General features: G+C 66.7%; 11 protein-coding genes. 4 read left to right on the top strand and 7 right to left on the bottom strand.

Annotated features, from left to right (window positions below; genetic code table 11):
- Positions 1 to 11 precede the first annotated feature (11 nt).
- The 3 genes from V9K97_RS23190 to V9K97_RS23180 all read right to left on the bottom strand — a co-directional run bounded on the left by V9K97_RS23190 (position 12) and on the right by V9K97_RS23180 (position 3,395).
- On the bottom strand, positions 12 to 1,346 hold the full coding sequence (locus tag V9K97_RS23190; protein WP_281146800.1) for an aminotransferase class III-fold pyridoxal phosphate-dependent enzyme: 1,335 nt from the start codon (positions 1,344 to 1,346) through the stop codon (positions 12 to 14).
- A gap of 121 nt (positions 1,347 to 1,467) precedes the next feature.
- A complete protein-coding gene (locus tag V9K97_RS23185; protein WP_337320980.1) occupies positions 1,468 to 2,466 on the bottom strand; it encodes a YadA-like family protein in 999 nt (332 codons plus the stop codon).
- Between the two features lie 53 nt (positions 2,467 to 2,519).
- Positions 2,520 to 3,395: a hypothetical protein gene (locus V9K97_RS23180; RefSeq protein WP_337320978.1), complete on the bottom strand. Its 876-nt coding sequence runs from the start codon at positions 3,393 to 3,395 to the stop codon at positions 2,520 to 2,522.
- A gap of 131 nt (positions 3,396 to 3,526) precedes the next feature.
- On the opposite strand from V9K97_RS23180, the gene V9K97_RS23175 reads away from it, so the two are divergent.
- On the top strand, positions 3,527 to 4,522 hold the full coding sequence (locus tag V9K97_RS23175; RefSeq protein WP_337320976.1) for a LuxR C-terminal-related transcriptional regulator: 996 nt from the start codon (positions 3,527 to 3,529) through the stop codon (positions 4,520 to 4,522).
- A 48-nt stretch (positions 4,523 to 4,570) separates the two neighbouring features.
- The gene (gene purU, locus V9K97_RS23170; protein ID WP_126748312.1) at positions 4,571 to 5,416 is read left to right on the top strand and encodes a formyltetrahydrofolate deformylase; all 846 of its coding nucleotides are present in this window, start codon (positions 4,571 to 4,573) and stop codon (positions 5,414 to 5,416) included.
- A 19-nt stretch (positions 5,417 to 5,435) separates the two neighbouring features.
- Here purU and V9K97_RS23165 read toward each other — a convergent pair whose 3' ends face one another.
- From V9K97_RS23165 to V9K97_RS23150, 4 genes are all read right to left on the bottom strand, one after another.
- Positions 5,436 to 5,813 (bottom strand): hypothetical protein, encoded by a 378-nt coding sequence (locus V9K97_RS23165; protein ID WP_258502565.1) that lies wholly within the window; start codon positions 5,811 to 5,813, stop codon positions 5,436 to 5,438.
- A gap of 120 nt (positions 5,814 to 5,933) precedes the next feature.
- Positions 5,934 to 7,109, bottom strand: coding sequence for a GDSL-type esterase/lipase family protein (locus V9K97_RS23160; protein WP_337320974.1), 1,176 nt, complete (start codon positions 7,107 to 7,109; stop codon positions 5,934 to 5,936).
- Between the two features lie 218 nt (positions 7,110 to 7,327).
- Positions 7,328 to 10,633, bottom strand: a complete 3,306-nt coding sequence (locus V9K97_RS23155) for a carboxyl transferase domain-containing protein (RefSeq protein WP_337320973.1) — start codon at positions 10,631 to 10,633, stop codon at positions 7,328 to 7,330.
- Between the two features lie 11 nt (positions 10,634 to 10,644).
- Positions 10,645 to 12,285 carry an AMP-binding protein gene (locus V9K97_RS23150; RefSeq protein ID WP_337320970.1) on the bottom strand — a complete coding sequence of 547 codons (1,641 nt, stop codon included), beginning with the start codon at positions 12,283 to 12,285 and terminating at the stop codon, positions 10,645 to 10,647.
- Between the two features lie 86 nt (positions 12,286 to 12,371).
- On the opposite strand from V9K97_RS23150, the gene V9K97_RS23145 reads away from it, so the two are divergent.
- Both V9K97_RS23145 and V9K97_RS23140 read left to right on the top strand, forming a co-directional pair.
- A complete protein-coding gene (locus V9K97_RS23145; protein ID WP_258502569.1) occupies positions 12,372 to 13,076 on the top strand; it encodes a TetR/AcrR family transcriptional regulator in 705 nt (234 codons plus the stop codon).
- 66 nt (positions 13,077 to 13,142) lie between these two features.
- Positions 13,143 to 14,390 carry a branched-chain amino acid ABC transporter substrate-binding protein gene (locus V9K97_RS23140; RefSeq protein WP_337320969.1) on the top strand — a complete coding sequence of 416 codons (1,248 nt, stop codon included), beginning with the start codon at positions 13,143 to 13,145 and terminating at the stop codon, positions 14,388 to 14,390.
- Positions 14,391 to 14,486: the final 96 nt, after the last annotated feature.

The following is a 14,486-nucleotide window of genomic DNA, read 5'->3' as shown; positions in this document are numbered from 1 at the left end:
CGCCCGGCGGCTCAGGCGAATTTCTTGATCGAATCCGCCAGCGCATTGACCAGCGTGTCGATGTGCTGCTTTTCGACGATGTAGGGCGGCGCAATCACCAGCACGTCGCCCGCGGGCCGCACCAGCGCGCCCTTGTGGAAGCAGTCCAAAAAGATGTCGTAGGCGCGCTTGCCCGGCGTGCCCGCAATCGGCGCAAGCTCCACCGCCGCGGCGAGGCCGAGGCTGCGGATGCCGATCACATTCGGCAGGCCCTTGAATGCGCTGTGGAACGCATCGCCCAGCACCTTGCCCATTTCGCCTGCGCGCGCGAACAGGTTCTCCTCCTTGAACAGGTCGAGCGTGGCAATGGCCGCGGCGCAGGCCACCGGGTGGCCCGAGTAGGTGTAGCCGTGGAAGAACTCCACCACGTGCTCGGGCGCGTCGGTCTTCATCATCGCGTCGTAGAGCTTGTCGCGGCAGATCACGCCGCCCAGCGGGATCACGCCGTTGGTCACGCACTTGGCAAAGTTGAGCATGTCGGGCACCACGCCGAAATAGTCCGACGCGAAGTTGGTGCCCATACGTCCGAAGCCGGTAATGACCTCGTCGAAGATCAGCAGGATGCCGTGCTTGTCACAGATTTCGCGCAGGCGCTTCAGGTAGCCCTTGGGCGGCAGGTACCAGCCTGCGGACCCTGCCACCGGCTCCACGATGATGGCGGCGATGTTGCTCGGGTCGTGCAGCGGAAGAATGCGGGTTTCCAGCTCGACCAGCGGATCTTCGGCCCACACCGGCTCTTCATTGTGGATGTAGGCGTGGTTCACCGGATCGTGAATGAAGCGCATGTGGTCCACGCGCGGCAAGAAGGCCGAGCCGAACACCTTGCGGTTGCCCGGAATGCCGCCCACCGACATGCCGCCGAAGCCCACGCCGTGGTAGCCCTTCTCGCGGCCGATGAACACGTTGCGGTGGCCCTCGCCGCGTGCGCGGTGATAGGCCAGCGCCACCTTCATCGAGGTGTCGGCCGCCTCCGAGCCCGAGTTGCAGAACAGCACCTTGTTCAGGTCGCCGGGCGCCAGCGATGCGATCATCTCCGCCGCCTTGAAAGCCTTGTCGTTGCTGACCTGGAAGGCGGTGGCGTAGTCGAGCGTGTCGAGCTGCTTCTTGATCGCCTCGTTGATCGGCTTGCGGTTGTGGCCCGCGCCCACGCACCACAGCGACGAGATGCCGTCGATCACCTTCTTGCCGTCGTGCGTGGTGAACGTCATGCCGTCGGCCGCCACGAAGACGCGCGGGTCTTTCTGGAAGTGGCGGTTGGGCGTGAAGGGCAACCACTGGTTGCCCATGTTGAAGTCCTGGTAGGCCATGCGTGCGTCCTTCTTGGTCTCGGTGGATGCTGGCCGCCCTTGCGGCGGCCGCCCGTGGCATTCTTGCACTTTTGCCACGGGCCCGCCTCATGGCCTGGCTCTGCCGGCGCTCAGCCCCCGATCACCATTGATAGCCCGCCTGCAGCCTGCCGCCGAGCTGCGCGCCGTTGCCCGCCGCCGCGCTCAGGCCCGCGCCCACGCTCCAGCGCTCGTCGAGCTGATAGGCAAAGGCCACGCCCAGCGCCGACTGCCCTGCGTAGTGCCCCACCGCCGCGCCCAGCCATTTGCGTCCGGGCGCGAGCATGGGGATCGACGGCATCGCCATGGCCTGCGCCACGCCGCGCGCGGCAAACTCACGCGCCTGGCCGTAAGACACGGCCACCGCGCGCTCCATTTGCGCAAGGTTGACTGCATCGCTGGCCGCCACGCCGGGTGCCACGTTGGTGACCTGCCGCTGGTAGCCCGTGGCCGCGTTGCCCACGCTCACGCTGTCGGGCCGGTCGGCCACCGATCCCTGGCCCAGCGCCACCGCATTGCTCGCGCTGGCCGTGCTGCCGTCGCCCAGCGCCATGGCTCCGGCCGCAAGTGCCTTGGCGTTGCGGCCCACGGCAAGCGCACCGTTGCCGGTGGCCTGCGAGCCATTGCCGATCGCCGCCGCACCCGCGCCCTCCGCACGTGCAGCCGCCTGGCCCTGCACCGAGCATTGCAGGGCGCCGCCATTGACGGTGCAGACACCCAACTGGCCATTGACCATGGCCTGTATCTGCACTGACTGCTGCTCGATCTGCTGTGTGTTCTGCGTGATCTGCTGGGTGTGCTGCGTGATCTGTTGCGCGTGCTCCGCGATCTGTTCGGTGTGCTGAGTGATCTGCTGCGTGTTCTGGGTCACCTGCGCCGTGATCTGCTGCACCTGCGTGCCCTGCTGGCTTGCCAGGTTCAGTGCCTGCTCGGCCGTGCTCCTTACCGCATAGAGCTGGCTTCCGTTGACGGCATCGGTCGAGGTCGCTGTTACGGCGCCGGCGGTAACGCCGCTGATGCGCCCAGCGTTGGTAATACCGCCGCCCAGGTTGTCGATGCTGCCGGAGGTCAGCCGCCCCGCCACCGAAGCATTGCCGTTCACGGAAAGACCGCCGGCGTCGACGTGGCCCGCCGCGCTGATGCCGTCGATGTTGATCAGGCTGCGGCGGTCCGTCGTGCTGCCGAACGAAACGACGTTCTCGCGCCCGCCGTCCGTGCTGCCAGCGCCGATGGCGACCGACCCCGCACCGCTCGAGCTGCTGCCCGTGCCATTGCCACGCTGTTGAAACCCGATGCGAAGCTTGCCGTTCCGATGGCCAAGGCACCCATGTCGGTCGCCCTTGCGCTGGCGCCAAACGCCAGCGCGAAATCGCTCGTGGCGCGGGCTTCGCGGCCGAGCGCCATTGCGCTGCGTCCCGAGGCGGTAGCCATGTCGCCCAGCGCCGTGCTGCTGTCGCCGCTGGCCTCGCTTTCGCGTCCGAATGCGGCAGATCCGTCACCAGATGCCAGCGCGCGATAGCCCACTGCCGATGCCGCCTCGCCCGTGGCGTTGGCCACGTTGCCCACCGCGGTGGCCGAGCCGCTCGATGCCACGGTGTTCGAGCCTATGGCCGTGGCCGAGTTGGCAGTCGCACTGCTGTTCGAGCCCATTGCGGTGGCGCCGTTACCGGTCGCGTTGCTGTTCGCGCCGACTGCCGCGGCCGAAACGCCCGCCGCAGTGCTGCCGCGCCCGAGTGCTGTCGCCTGGCCGCCGCTTGCGCTGCTGTCGCGCCCTAGAGCCGTGTTCGCGCTGCTCAGGTCGATGCCGGCCTGCGCGCCCGATCCGCCCGCCATGTTGCTCTGGCAGTCCTGCTGCACGATGTCGCGATGCGCGCTGAAGCCCGAGTACGCGCCCGGGTCGGTGCTGCTGTAGAGCGTGCCGCCGGGGCAGGTGTTGGGGTTGAGCACCTGCGCACCTGCCGGTGCGGCCGCCGCCGCGCAAAAGGCCAATGCAATGCCGGCCCCCAGCCGGCGCCTGCTTCGAAAGCGCATGGTTTCTTCTCCTCGGTCTTGTGTGTGTGAATGCCGCCCGTCCGAAGCCGGAATCGTCCTTCGCGCCTGACCCCGCCGCCTACCATGGGTTGTGGTAGCCTCCGCCGCCTCGCGATTCGACAAGCTGTTCGATGCCGCCCAAGTCCCCGTTCTCTCTCACCGATCCGGACTCCGCGGCACTGGGCCTGCTGCGCCTTGCGCGCACTACCGCCTGCGAGCGCTTTCCGCAGAAACTGCTCGAACGGCTGGTCGGGCTGATGGGCGCCGACCATGGCGCCATCAACATCTGGCATCCGCGCAGCTTCGTGGCCTCGGTCGGCGTCGGCTACGACCTGTCTGGAATGAGCGCCGACTGGTACGCCATCGGCGGCGCCGAACTCGACTTCACCACCCCAGCCATGCACGCGCAGCCCCTGCGGGCGGTGTGCGTGAACGACGACGATCCCCGGTGGAAGCAGAGCCATCCGTCGTGGCGCAGCTTCCAGGCGCGCTACGGCATTCACCATCAGCTGGGCGTGTCCATTCCGTTCGAAGGCAGCGAGACCTTCGCGCATTGCTACCTGAACCGCGGGCCCGCATCGCCGCGCTACGGCACAGCCGAGGTCGACGCGCTCACTGCGCTTGCGCCCGGCATCGGCGAGGCCCTGCTCATCAACCGCCTCTACGCCGGTGCGCACCAGGGCCTCGAAGACACCGGCAGCGGAGACCAGCCGCTGGCCGTGACCGACAACGAAGGCTGGATCCTCTTTCCCAATGGCGACTTCTGCCGCGCGTGGCCGCGGCTCGCCGCAATCGCGAAGGTGTCGGAACCGCGCCTGCCCAAGTCATGGCTGGAGGGCGAGCGCGGCGCAATCCGCAAGCTGCATGCGGCCGGATGGCAGTGCGAAGTCACACCCGCACATGGCGGGCTGCGTGTGGCGCTGCGCCGCAATGCGCCAGGCACCGGCGCCATGCTCACGCCGCGGCAAACCGAAATAAGCCGCCTCTATTGCGCCGGCTATTCGGGCAAGGACATTGCCACCCGCCTGTCCGTGTCGCCCGCCACCGTGCGCGTGCACTTGCGTGAAACCTATTCGAAGCTCGGCGTCACGAGCCGCAGCGCATTGCGCAGCGCCCTGGGGCTTTGAACGCAGCCGGCGCCAGGCCGCGGCGCGCGCTGCGACAATCGGGGCCTCATGAGTGCATACATCCTGACCCTTTCCTGCCCGGACCGCGTGGGCATCGTGCATGCCGTTTCGGGCTTTCTGCTCGAGCGCGGCGGCAACATCGAGGAAGCCGCCCAGTACAACGACCACGACACGGGCCTGTTCTTCATGCGCGTGCGCTTTGCCTGCAGCGACCACACCGAGGCGGCGCTGCGCGAACAGCTCGCCACCTTCGGCGCCGGCTTTGGCATGAACCTGCAGCTGCACGCCGCAGCCCAGCCGATGAAGACGGTGATCCTGGTCAGCAAGGAAGGCCACTGCCTGAACGACCTGCTGTTCCGCTGGAAGAGCGGGCTGCTCGCCATCGACGTGCGGGCCATCATCTCGAACCACCGCGACTTCTACCAGCTGGCCGCCAGCTACAACGTGCCGTTCCATCACATTCCCGTGACGGCCGCCACCAAGGCGCAGGGCGAAGCAAAGCAGCTGGAAATCATCGAGGCGGAAGGCGCCGAACTGGTGGTGCTCGCGCGCTACATGCAAATCTTGAGCAACGACCTGTGCAACAGCCTGGCCGGTCGTGCGATCAACATCCACCATTCGTTCCTGCCCAGCTTCAAGGGCGCCAAGCCCTACTACCAGGCGCACGACCGCGGCGTGAAGCTGATCGGCGCCACCGCCCACTACGTGACGGCCGACCTCGACGAAGGCCCGATCATCGAGCAGGACGTGGCGCGCGCCGACCACACCGATACGGTCGAAGACCTCACGGCGCGCGGCCGCGACACCGAAAGCCAGGTGCTGGCCCGTGCGGTGAAGTGGCACAGCGAGCACCGCGTGCTGTTGAACGGGCACCGCACGGTCGTATTCCGCTAGCGGTACCCCCGCCCCTCAATCAGTTGCGATTGGGGTTGTTCGGACGGCGGTCGTGGCGGTTCGGTACGCCGTCGCCGTCACGGTCCCACTGGCCGCGGCGGTATTCCCAGCGGCCGTCGCGTTCGCGCCATTCCGGCGCACGGTAGGCGTAGCCAGGGCGGGCGCGCACATACATGCCGCGGACCCACACATGGCGTCCACCTCGCCATTCATAGTGCCCCGGAGCCCACACGTAACCACGGCGCGGCGGCGGCGGGCGCTCGTAGCGCGGCGGCGGAGGCGGCACCTCGACGTAGACGCCGGGCTGCGCATGGGCGGCTGTCGGCACCATGAGCGCGCCTCCCGCGGAGAGCAGCGAAGCGGCACCGATCGAAAGCGTGATTGCTAGTTTTTTCATGGGTTGGCCCTCATGAGTTGTTGGAGCCTTCATGCTGCCGGGGCCATGTGAACCCCCTGTAAGCCCTACACCGGACTTTGTGTAAACGTGTATCGCGAAAAGTAGTGCTTTGGTTAGCGCTTACTCTTGCAATTCGCGAAGATCCACCGCGGCTGCCATGGCGGCATGGCCCGCTTTGTTGGGATGCAGGTGATCGCCGTTGTCATACAGGGGATTGAGCGCCAGGGGATCGGCGGGGCTGCGAAGCACCGCGTCGAAATCGATCACCGCATCGACGTCCTGCCGGCTGCGGATCCAGCGGTTGACCTCCGCGCGCATGGCCTCGGAAGCGTCGCTCCAGTAGGGCGTGTTCTTGAACGGCGGCACGGTGCCGATCAGCACTTTCACGCCCTTGGCGCGCGCTTGCTTGATCAGCTGCTGCAAGCCTTCGGTGATGCGCTGCGCCGTCGGCACTTCGTGCTCCGGCGTGGGCAGCCGCGCCATGCCGACCAGCACGCTGCGGCCGATGTCGTTGGTGCCCAGCAGCACGACGACATGCGTCACGCCCGTCTGCCCAAGCGCATCACGCGAAAAGCGGGACAGGCCGCTGGGGCCGATGCCGTCGGTCAGCAGGCGGTTGCCGCCAATGCCCGTATTGATGACGGACACCGGCTGCGTCGCCAAAGGGCTGTTGCGCAAACGCGTGGCAAGCAGATCCGGATACGCGCCCTCGCCCGCCTCGCCGCCGCCGGCGGTGATGGAGTCTCCGAAAGCGACCACCACGCGCACCGGCTGCATGGTCATGACATCGAGGCCGGTCACGATGTGATTGAGCGGCAGCGGCGCGGCCCCTTGCAATTTGGGCGTGCCGACGGCATTGCCGCCCACCACCCAGCTCGTGTCGGACACCTGTGTGTGAACGGTCGCGTAAGGCACCGTCCGATCGAAGAAGGCGCTCACCGCAACGGCCTGTCCGGCTTCGACTTTCAAGTCGGCACCGTCGCTCCATGCATCGGCGCCCGGCGCAACCACCACGCTGTCGCGGCCGCCGAAGCGCAGCATGCGCAGCGTCGCCGGCGACACCGCGTCCGCGCCGGTGCTGAGCCCGACGCTCGCGGCCGCGATGCGCAGCGGGGCCTTGCCGAACCTGTTGGAAAAGCGGATGCGGATGCGCTCGCCCCCCAGGGCGGTCTCGAATTGCTGGCGCAGCGTCTGCCCGCGGAACAGGTCACCTCCGGGCTTGGGGGCTGCGGCCTTGGCGAGAGGATTCGCCGTCAGCTCACGAAAGTCCACCGGCGCAACGGCCCAGCTGGTCACCCAATGTGCTTCTACCGGCTGCTTCGGCCTTTCATCCGGCTGAACGGCCTGCACGGCCACAGCAGCGGCCAGCAGCAACAGCCCGACCGCAGTCACGCCATGCCGCAAAACACCTTGGCAAAGAACAGAAAGCCAATGCGAACCCAGTTTCATGCGCGCAAAGCGACTCAGTTTACGGAGCCTCCTTGCCCTCTCGTGTGACGAGGTCTAGTGCATCGTTACCAAGTGTCTACATACGGCGAGGCAGCTTCGACCGACCGGCCGGCCGATGCAAGTCCACGCACCAGCCAGGTGCGCGTTTCGGCAGGATCGATCACCGCGTCGATCTCCAGCGTTTGCGCCATGTGAATCGCTTCGCCGTTGGCGTACTGCTGCGCGACGAGCTTCTTGAACAGTGCATCGCGCTCGGCACCTTCGGGCACCGCGGCCAACTCCTTGCGGTAGCCCAGCCGCACCGCGCCTTCGAGCCCCATGGCGCCGAACTCGCCCGTGGGCCATGCCACCGTGAACACCGGGGCGTCGAAGCCGCCGGCCGTCATCGCCTGCGCGCCCAGGCCATAGCCCTTGCGCAGCACCACGGCAAAGAACGGCACGCGCAGGTGTGACGCCACCATGAACATGCGGCACACGTGGCGCACCTGCGCCTGTGCCTCGATCTCCGGTCCGACCATGAAGCCGGGCGTGTCGCACAGCGAGACGATCGGCAGCCCGTGTGCGTTGCACAGCTGCATGAAGCGCGCGGATTTGTCGGCCGCCTCCACGTCGATGGCGCCGCCCAGGTGATGCGGATTGCTGGCCATCAGCCCCACCGGCTTGCCCTCGATGCGCGCCAGCGCGGTAACGATGCCCGCGCCGAAGCCGGCACGCAGCTCGAGCAGCGAGCCGGTGTCGGCCACGCCGCGCATGGCGGCGCGCACGTCGTACACGCGCAGCCGGTTCTCGGGCACCACATGGCGCAGCGCGCATTGGTCGGCGCAATGCCAGTCGGCCACGGGGCCCTGGAAGTACGAGAGGTATTGCTTGGCCGCAGCCACCGCGGCAGCTTCGTCCTCGACCAGGATGTCGATCACGCCGTTGCGCGACTGCACGCTGCTCGGGCCGATCTGTTCCGGCGCAAAGCTGCCGAGCCCGCCGCCCTCGATCATCGCGGGGCCGCTCATGCCGATGTTGCTTGCCTTGGTGGCAATGATCACGTCGGCGCAACCCAGCAGCGCCGCATTGCCCGCAAAGCAGCGGCCATGCACGATGCCCACCACCGGCACCTTGCCCGACAGCGCCGCAAACTGGCTGAAGGTGTGGTTGTTGAGGCCCGCGACGATCGGCATGTCGGTATCGCCCGGCCGCCCGCCGCCGCCTTCTGCGAACAGCACCACCGGCAGCTTCAGCTGGTGCGCCACCGCCAGCAGCCGGTCTGTCTTGTGATGGTTGCGCATGCCTTGCGTTCCGGCCAGCACCGTGTAGTCGTAGGCCAGCACGGCGCAACGCGACTTCTCGGGGCCGAACAGCTTCGCGTTGACGCTGCCAAGCCCCGTCACCATGCCGTCTGCGGGCGTGTTGGCGATCAGGTCATCGAGCGTGCGGCGCCGCGTTTGCGCGGCAATGGCGAGCGCACCGTATTCGATGAAGTTGCCCGGATCGGATGCGATCTCACACAGGTCGGCGATGTTCTCGCGCGCGGTGCGCCCGCCCTGCGCATGCCGCTTGGCCACGGCGGCCTCGCGGTTGGCGTCGAGTGTGTAGGCATGCCGGTCGATCACCCTCTGCAGGTCGGGGCGGATCGCGTCGAGGTCCTGCCCGGCGTGAGCCTCGGCCTCGACCGCCTGCGCATCGACAGGCTCCAGCCGTACCAGCGACTGGCCTTCGACCAGGTAGTCGCCCGGTTCGGCCAGCAAGGCGATCACCCTGCCCGCAGCGGGCGCATGCAGCAAGTGCTCCATCTTCATGGCTTCGAGCACACCCAGCTGAGCACCCGCGGGCAGCACATCGCCCAGCGCGACTTCGAACTGCACCAGCTTCGCGGGCATGGGCGCCTTGACCGTCAGCCCGTCTTCGTCCTCCGAAGAACTTGCCGGCGCCGTGTTTCCTGCTTCCGATGCGGATGCGTTCTTTCTCGGGCTCTTCTTCTCGAACGCAACCGCCGAGGCGAGCAGGTCGCCAAGGTGCGCTTCCACGAAGCGGGTGTGCACTGCCTGGCTCGCGAACTCGGGCCGCGCCGCAATGGCGCGCAGCAATGAGAGATTGGTCGCGATGCCGTCGATATGGCATTCGTCCAGCGCGCGAAGCGAGCGGCGCAATGCGTCCGCGAAGTGCGGCGACGGCGAATGCACGATCAGCTTGGCAAGCAGCGTGTCGTAGTGCGGTGAGGGCGCAAGGCCTGCATAGCCATGCGTGTCGATGCGCACGCCCGGCCCGGCCGGCAGGTCGAAGCGCGCGAGCGTGCCGCCGGATGGCCGAGCGTTGCCGTGCGCATCAAGCGTTTCTGCGTTGATGCGCCATTGCACCGCAAAGCCGCGCTGCGGCGCGGTACGGTCCGCATCAATGCCCAGCGCATTCAGCGGCTGGCCCGCGGCCACCGCGATCTGCAGTTGCACCAGGTCGAGCCCGCTCACGGCCTCGGTCACCGTGTGCTCCACCTGCAGCCGGGGGTTGGCTTCGATGAAGACGAAGGGCAGCGTGGCCGATTCGGTATCGACCAGAAACTCGAAGGTGCCCAGGCTGCGGTAGTTCACGGCCTTGGCCATGCGCAGCGCCGCATGCGTGATCTGCGCGCGCAGCGAATCGGGCAACGAAGGGCTGGGTGCAATCTCCACCAGCTTCTGGAAGCGCCGCTGCAAAGTGCACTCGCGCTCGCCGAGGCTTGCCACGGCCTGCCCGTCGCCCAGCACCTGCACTTCGATATGGCGGGCGTTGCGCATCAGGCGCTCCACATACACGCCCTCCACGCCGAACGCCGCCTTGGCCTCGGACATGCAGCGCGCATGTGCCTCGGCCAATTCTTCGACATGGAGCACCGCGCGCATGCCGCGCCCGCCGCCACCTCCGATGGCCTTGATCATCACGCCCGCGCCTTGCGCCTGCTGCTCGGCAAAAAAGCCCTGCGCCTGCGCGAGCGTTACCGCGCCGGTGCTGCCCGGCATCACGGGCACGTCGCACTGCGCGGCGAGCGCACGCGCACGCGCCTTGTCGCCGAACAGCGCCAGCTGCTCGGGCGCCGGGCCGATAAAGACCAGCCCGGCGTCTGCGCAGGCCTGCGCGAAGTCGGCGCGCTCGCTCAGAAAGCCGTAGCCGGGGTGCACCCCATCGCAGCCCTGCGCTCGTGCAGCAGCGATCAGCGCGCCGATGTCGAGGTACGCCGATGGGCCGGTTGCGTCGAGTGCGACGGCGCCATCGGCCAGCTGCACGTGCAGCGCCGATGCGTCGTCGCGCGCATGCACCGCCACGCTGGCAATGCCCAGGTCGCGCAGTGCGCGCACCAGCCTCACCGCAATCTCGCCGCGGTTGGCAATCAGGATCTTGGAGAACAAGAGAGAACCTTTCAGGCTTTGTCTTTCAGCAGGCGCCGAAGCACCTTGCCCGCGCCCGTGGTCGGCAACGCATCGATGAAGCTCACGGCCCGCGGCGCCTTGTAGCTCGCCATGTTGTCGCGCGACCAGGCAATGAGCGCCTCAGCATCGAGCGTGGCGCCGGGCTTGCGCACGATGAAGGCCTTCACCACTTCGCCCTTTTCCGAGTCGGGCTGCGAGATGACTGCGGCCTGCGCCACCGCGGGGTGCTTGATGAGGATGGTCTCTACCTCTTCGGGGAACACGCTGTAGCCCGAGACCTTGATCATTTCCTTGAAGCGGCCGATGAAGGTGAGGTACCCGTCCGCATCGAGCTTGCCCATGTCGCCGGTGTGCACCCATTTGCCGCGCAGCGTGGCCGCGGTGGCCTCGGGCTTGTTCCAGTAGCCCTTGAAGCAGCCGGGGCTGGTCAGCACGATCTCGCCGACCTCGCCTGTGGGAACGTCGGCTTGTGTGTCGGGGTTGACGATGCGGATGGTCACGCCGGGCACCGCAATGCCCTGCGTGCCCCACCGGGGCGCATGGTGCGGCGTGTAGGTGTCGCAGGTGTGGGTTTCGCTAAGGCCGTAGGCGGCCTCGAACGAAACGCAATGGGGCGCTTGCGAGCGCCACTGCGCGGCCAGCGGCTCGGTAAAGGTAATGCCGAAGCTGGTGACCGGATTGCGCTTCAGGCTCGATAGATCGAAGCTCGCGATGTCGGGCATCTGCATGCAGGCCACATTCATCGGCGCGATGCTGTACCACCAGCTCACCTTGTGCTGCGCAATGGCTTGCAGTGCAGCGCGCGGGTCGAAGCGATGCAGCAGCACCGATGCGGCGCCGCTGAGCACCGGCACGTTCACGCCCATCAGCATGCCGGCGATGTGATAGAGCGGTGCAATGGAAAGCAGCACGTCGTCGCCAGTCACGCCATTGCAATCGGCAGCAGCACGCGTCTTGAAGAGCGCGTTGCCGTAGGTGAGCATTGCGCCCTTCGGCAAACCGGTGGTGCCCGAGGTGTAGGTCATGAGCGCCACGTCGTCCAGGCCGATACTCACGGGCTGCGGTGCGGCGCCGCTTCGCATCACGGAAAGAAAGTCTTCGCACTCTTCAGGCACGCTGCGAACGGATTCGCGTTCGGCAAGCAGCTCCGCCGGCAGATCGAGCACGGGATTGGCAGGCAGCAGGTCGGCGTAGTGCACCACGAACACATGCTCGAGCGCACTCTCGGGCTGCACCTTGCGCACCACCGGCAAGAGCGACGCGGCCGCGACGATCACGCGTGCCTTCAGGTCGTTGACCTGGTAGGCCAGCTCGTGCTCCTTGTTGAGCGGGCCGCTGGGGCAGACGATGGCGCCGATTTTCTGGATGCCGAAGTGCGCCACCAGGTACTGCGGGCAGTTGTTGAGAAAGAGCACCACCGGCTCTCCCTTCTTCACGCCGATGGCTTGCAGTCGGGCCGCGAAGGCATCGCTCGCAAGGTCGAGTTGCGCCCAGGTCATGGCATGGCCGTACCAGATGCACGCCGCGCTGTCGCCGCGCTCACGCGCATGGGCGCGCAGGTATTCGTGCAGCGGTTGCTGTGGACGGGGTGGAAGCTCGCTCAACCCGCGAGCCGTTGCGGTTGTCTCCATGGCGTCACTTTCTCAGGGTTATCGATAGCCGCCTGCGCGGGGCCGGCGCTTGCCAATGAGTGCATGGTGCACCAACAATCCTACCCATGGGTATAACTTCGGCGACACGGCACAAACCCTCTGGCGATGCCGATGCTTCGGCATCCACCACGGCACAGCCGCATCTGCCCCAGGGCACGGGCCGCCAGCGAGCGGCCACGCAGGGCACCGACCTGCAGCGCGAGCGCATCCTGCAGGCGGCAGCGCAGCTCTTTGCGGCGCAGGGCTATGCCAACACCACCATGGCGCAGATCGTTCGCGCGCTGGGTGTGACCAAGCCTTTTGTGTACTACTACTTTCGCGACAAGCAGGAGATCTTCGAAACGCTCTCCTGGCGGCCCGCGGTCGACTGCTTCACCGCGCTCGACTTTGCCGCCAGCGATCCGCGCCGCGCGAGCGAAAAGGTGATCGAAGGCATCGAGCGGCTGATTCGCGCGACCGTTTCGCACCACCCCTGCGCGTTTTTTGCGTACCGCGAGCCGCAGGTGTACCGGCCCGAATACATCGCCGCTCAGAAAAAACTAGCGCACCACTTCTACGACCTGCTGTGCCCGCTGCTCGAAGAAGCGCGGCGCGATGGCGACCTGGACTTCACCGAAACCAAGATCACCGCGCTGGCCGCCTGCAGCCTGCCGGGTTTCCTCTACAGCTGGTACCGGCCCGACGGCCGCCTTTCGGCCGACGAAGTGGTCGCCGAACTCACGAAGCTGGCAAGCCGCGTGATCGGCCTTCGCGCCAAAGAAGCGCATTGAAGCGAAAGGCGCGCACGGCGCCCTTCGCGGAAGTTTCTTTTCAAACAACATCGGAGACACACTGACATGAAATCCAGGCACGCCCCCATCGCCCTTGCGGTACTGCTGGCCCTTGCGGGTGCGGCACAGGCGCAGCAGCAGACCTACAAAATCGCGTACATCGATCCGCTCTCGGGGCCGTTCGCAAACGTGGGCGAGCTGATGCTGACGCACACGCAATACGCCATCGAAGAGATCAACGCCAAGGGCGGCGTGCTCGGCGGCACCAAGCTGCAGTTGCTTCAGTTCGACAGCAAGCTCTCGGCGCAAGAAAGCCAGAGCGCATTGCAGGCAGCCATCGACCAGGGCGCCAAGGCCATCGTCACGGGCGGCTCGGGCTCGTCAGTGGTGGCGGCGCTCGTCCAGTCGGTCACGCGGTGGAACCAGCGCAATCCGGGCAAGGAGCTGATCGTGCTGAACCATTCGTCGATCGACCCCGAGATGACGGGCAAGACCTGCAGCTTCTGGCACTTTCAGACCGAGGCGAACACGGCGATGAAGATGAAGGCGCTGGCCAACTACATCAAGAAGACGCCCGAGGTGAAGAAGGTGTACCTGCTGAACCAGGAATATGCGCACGGCAAGCAATGGGCAAGCTACGGACGGCAGCTGGTAGGCCTTGCGCGGCCCGACGTTCAGTTCGTCGGCGAAACGCTGCATCCGATCGGCCGGGTGAAAGACTTTTCGCCGTATGTCGCGAACATCAAGCAGAGCGGTGCGGACTCGGTGATTACCGGCAACTGGGGGCAAGACATGACGTTGCTGCTCAAGGCCGCGGGAGACGCGGGCTACGACCTGCGCTATTTCAACCACAGCGCGGGTTCGGTGCCGGGAACGGTGCTGGCGGTGTCGCAGGCCAAGCTGGGGCAGCTGACCTGGGTTGCCGAATGGCATCCGGGCCAGGCCGATACGCCGCGCGCGGATGCGCTCGCGAAGGCCTACAAGGCGAAGACGGGCAAGGACTTTCTGGCGCCGCGCATCGACTTCACGCCGCGTCTCCTGGCTGCGGCCATCAACAAGGCCGGCAGCACGGACACAGTGAAAGTGGCGCGGGCGCTTGAAGACCTGAGCTTCGATTCGGTGGTGGGACCGGTGCGCATGCGCGGCGAGGACCATCAATTGCTGTTGCCTCAGGTGGTCAACACGATTGCGCCGGTGGATGGAAAGAGCGTGAAGGTGGGCTGGGAAGGGACCAACTACGGGTTCCGGACAGACGCTGTGTATACCGGGAACGAATTGGCTCAGGGGACTGACTGCAAGATGGTTCGGCCTTAGTGGGTTGAGTTGAGCGTTTTTCAGGGCGCGTGCAAAGGCCACCGGGTACTCCCCTCCGCGAATGTCCCCCGGGGCTGCGCCCCTCCTCCTTTATTT

Source organism: Variovorax sp. CCNWLW186 (assembly GCF_037203865.1).
GTDB lineage: Bacteria > Pseudomonadota > Gammaproteobacteria > Burkholderiales > Burkholderiaceae_C > Variovorax.
This window is presented reverse-complemented; position numbering and strand designations above follow the sequence as displayed.

What these genes read in the sequence shown, in the direction of transcription:
- V9K97_RS23190 (WP_281146800.1), bottom strand. Translation starts at nt 1,346, where the DNA reads ATGGCCTACCAGGACTTCAACATGGGCAACCAGTGGTTGCCCTTCACG.
- V9K97_RS23180 (WP_337320978.1), bottom strand. Translation starts at nt 3,395, where the DNA reads ATGCGCTTTCGAAGCAGGCGCCGGCTGGGGGCCGGCATTGCATTGGCC.
- V9K97_RS23175 (WP_337320976.1), top strand. Translation starts at nt 3,527, where the DNA reads ATGCCGCCCAAGTCCCCGTTCTCTCTCACCGATCCGGACTCCGCGGCA.
- purU (WP_126748312.1), top strand. Translation starts at nt 4,571, where the DNA reads ATGAGTGCATACATCCTGACCCTTTCCTGCCCGGACCGCGTGGGCATC.
- V9K97_RS23165 (WP_258502565.1), bottom strand. Translation starts at nt 5,813, where the DNA reads ATGAAAAAACTAGCAATCACGCTTTCGATCGGTGCCGCTTCGCTGCTC.
- V9K97_RS23150 (WP_337320970.1), bottom strand. Translation starts at nt 12,285, where the DNA reads ATGGAGACAACCGCAACGGCTCGCGGGTTGAGCGAGCTTCCACCCCGT.
- V9K97_RS23145 (WP_258502569.1), top strand. Translation starts at nt 12,372, where the DNA reads ATGGGTATAACTTCGGCGACACGGCACAAACCCTCTGGCGATGCCGAT.
- V9K97_RS23140 (WP_337320969.1), top strand. Translation starts at nt 13,143, where the DNA reads ATGAAATCCAGGCACGCCCCCATCGCCCTTGCGGTACTGCTGGCCCTT.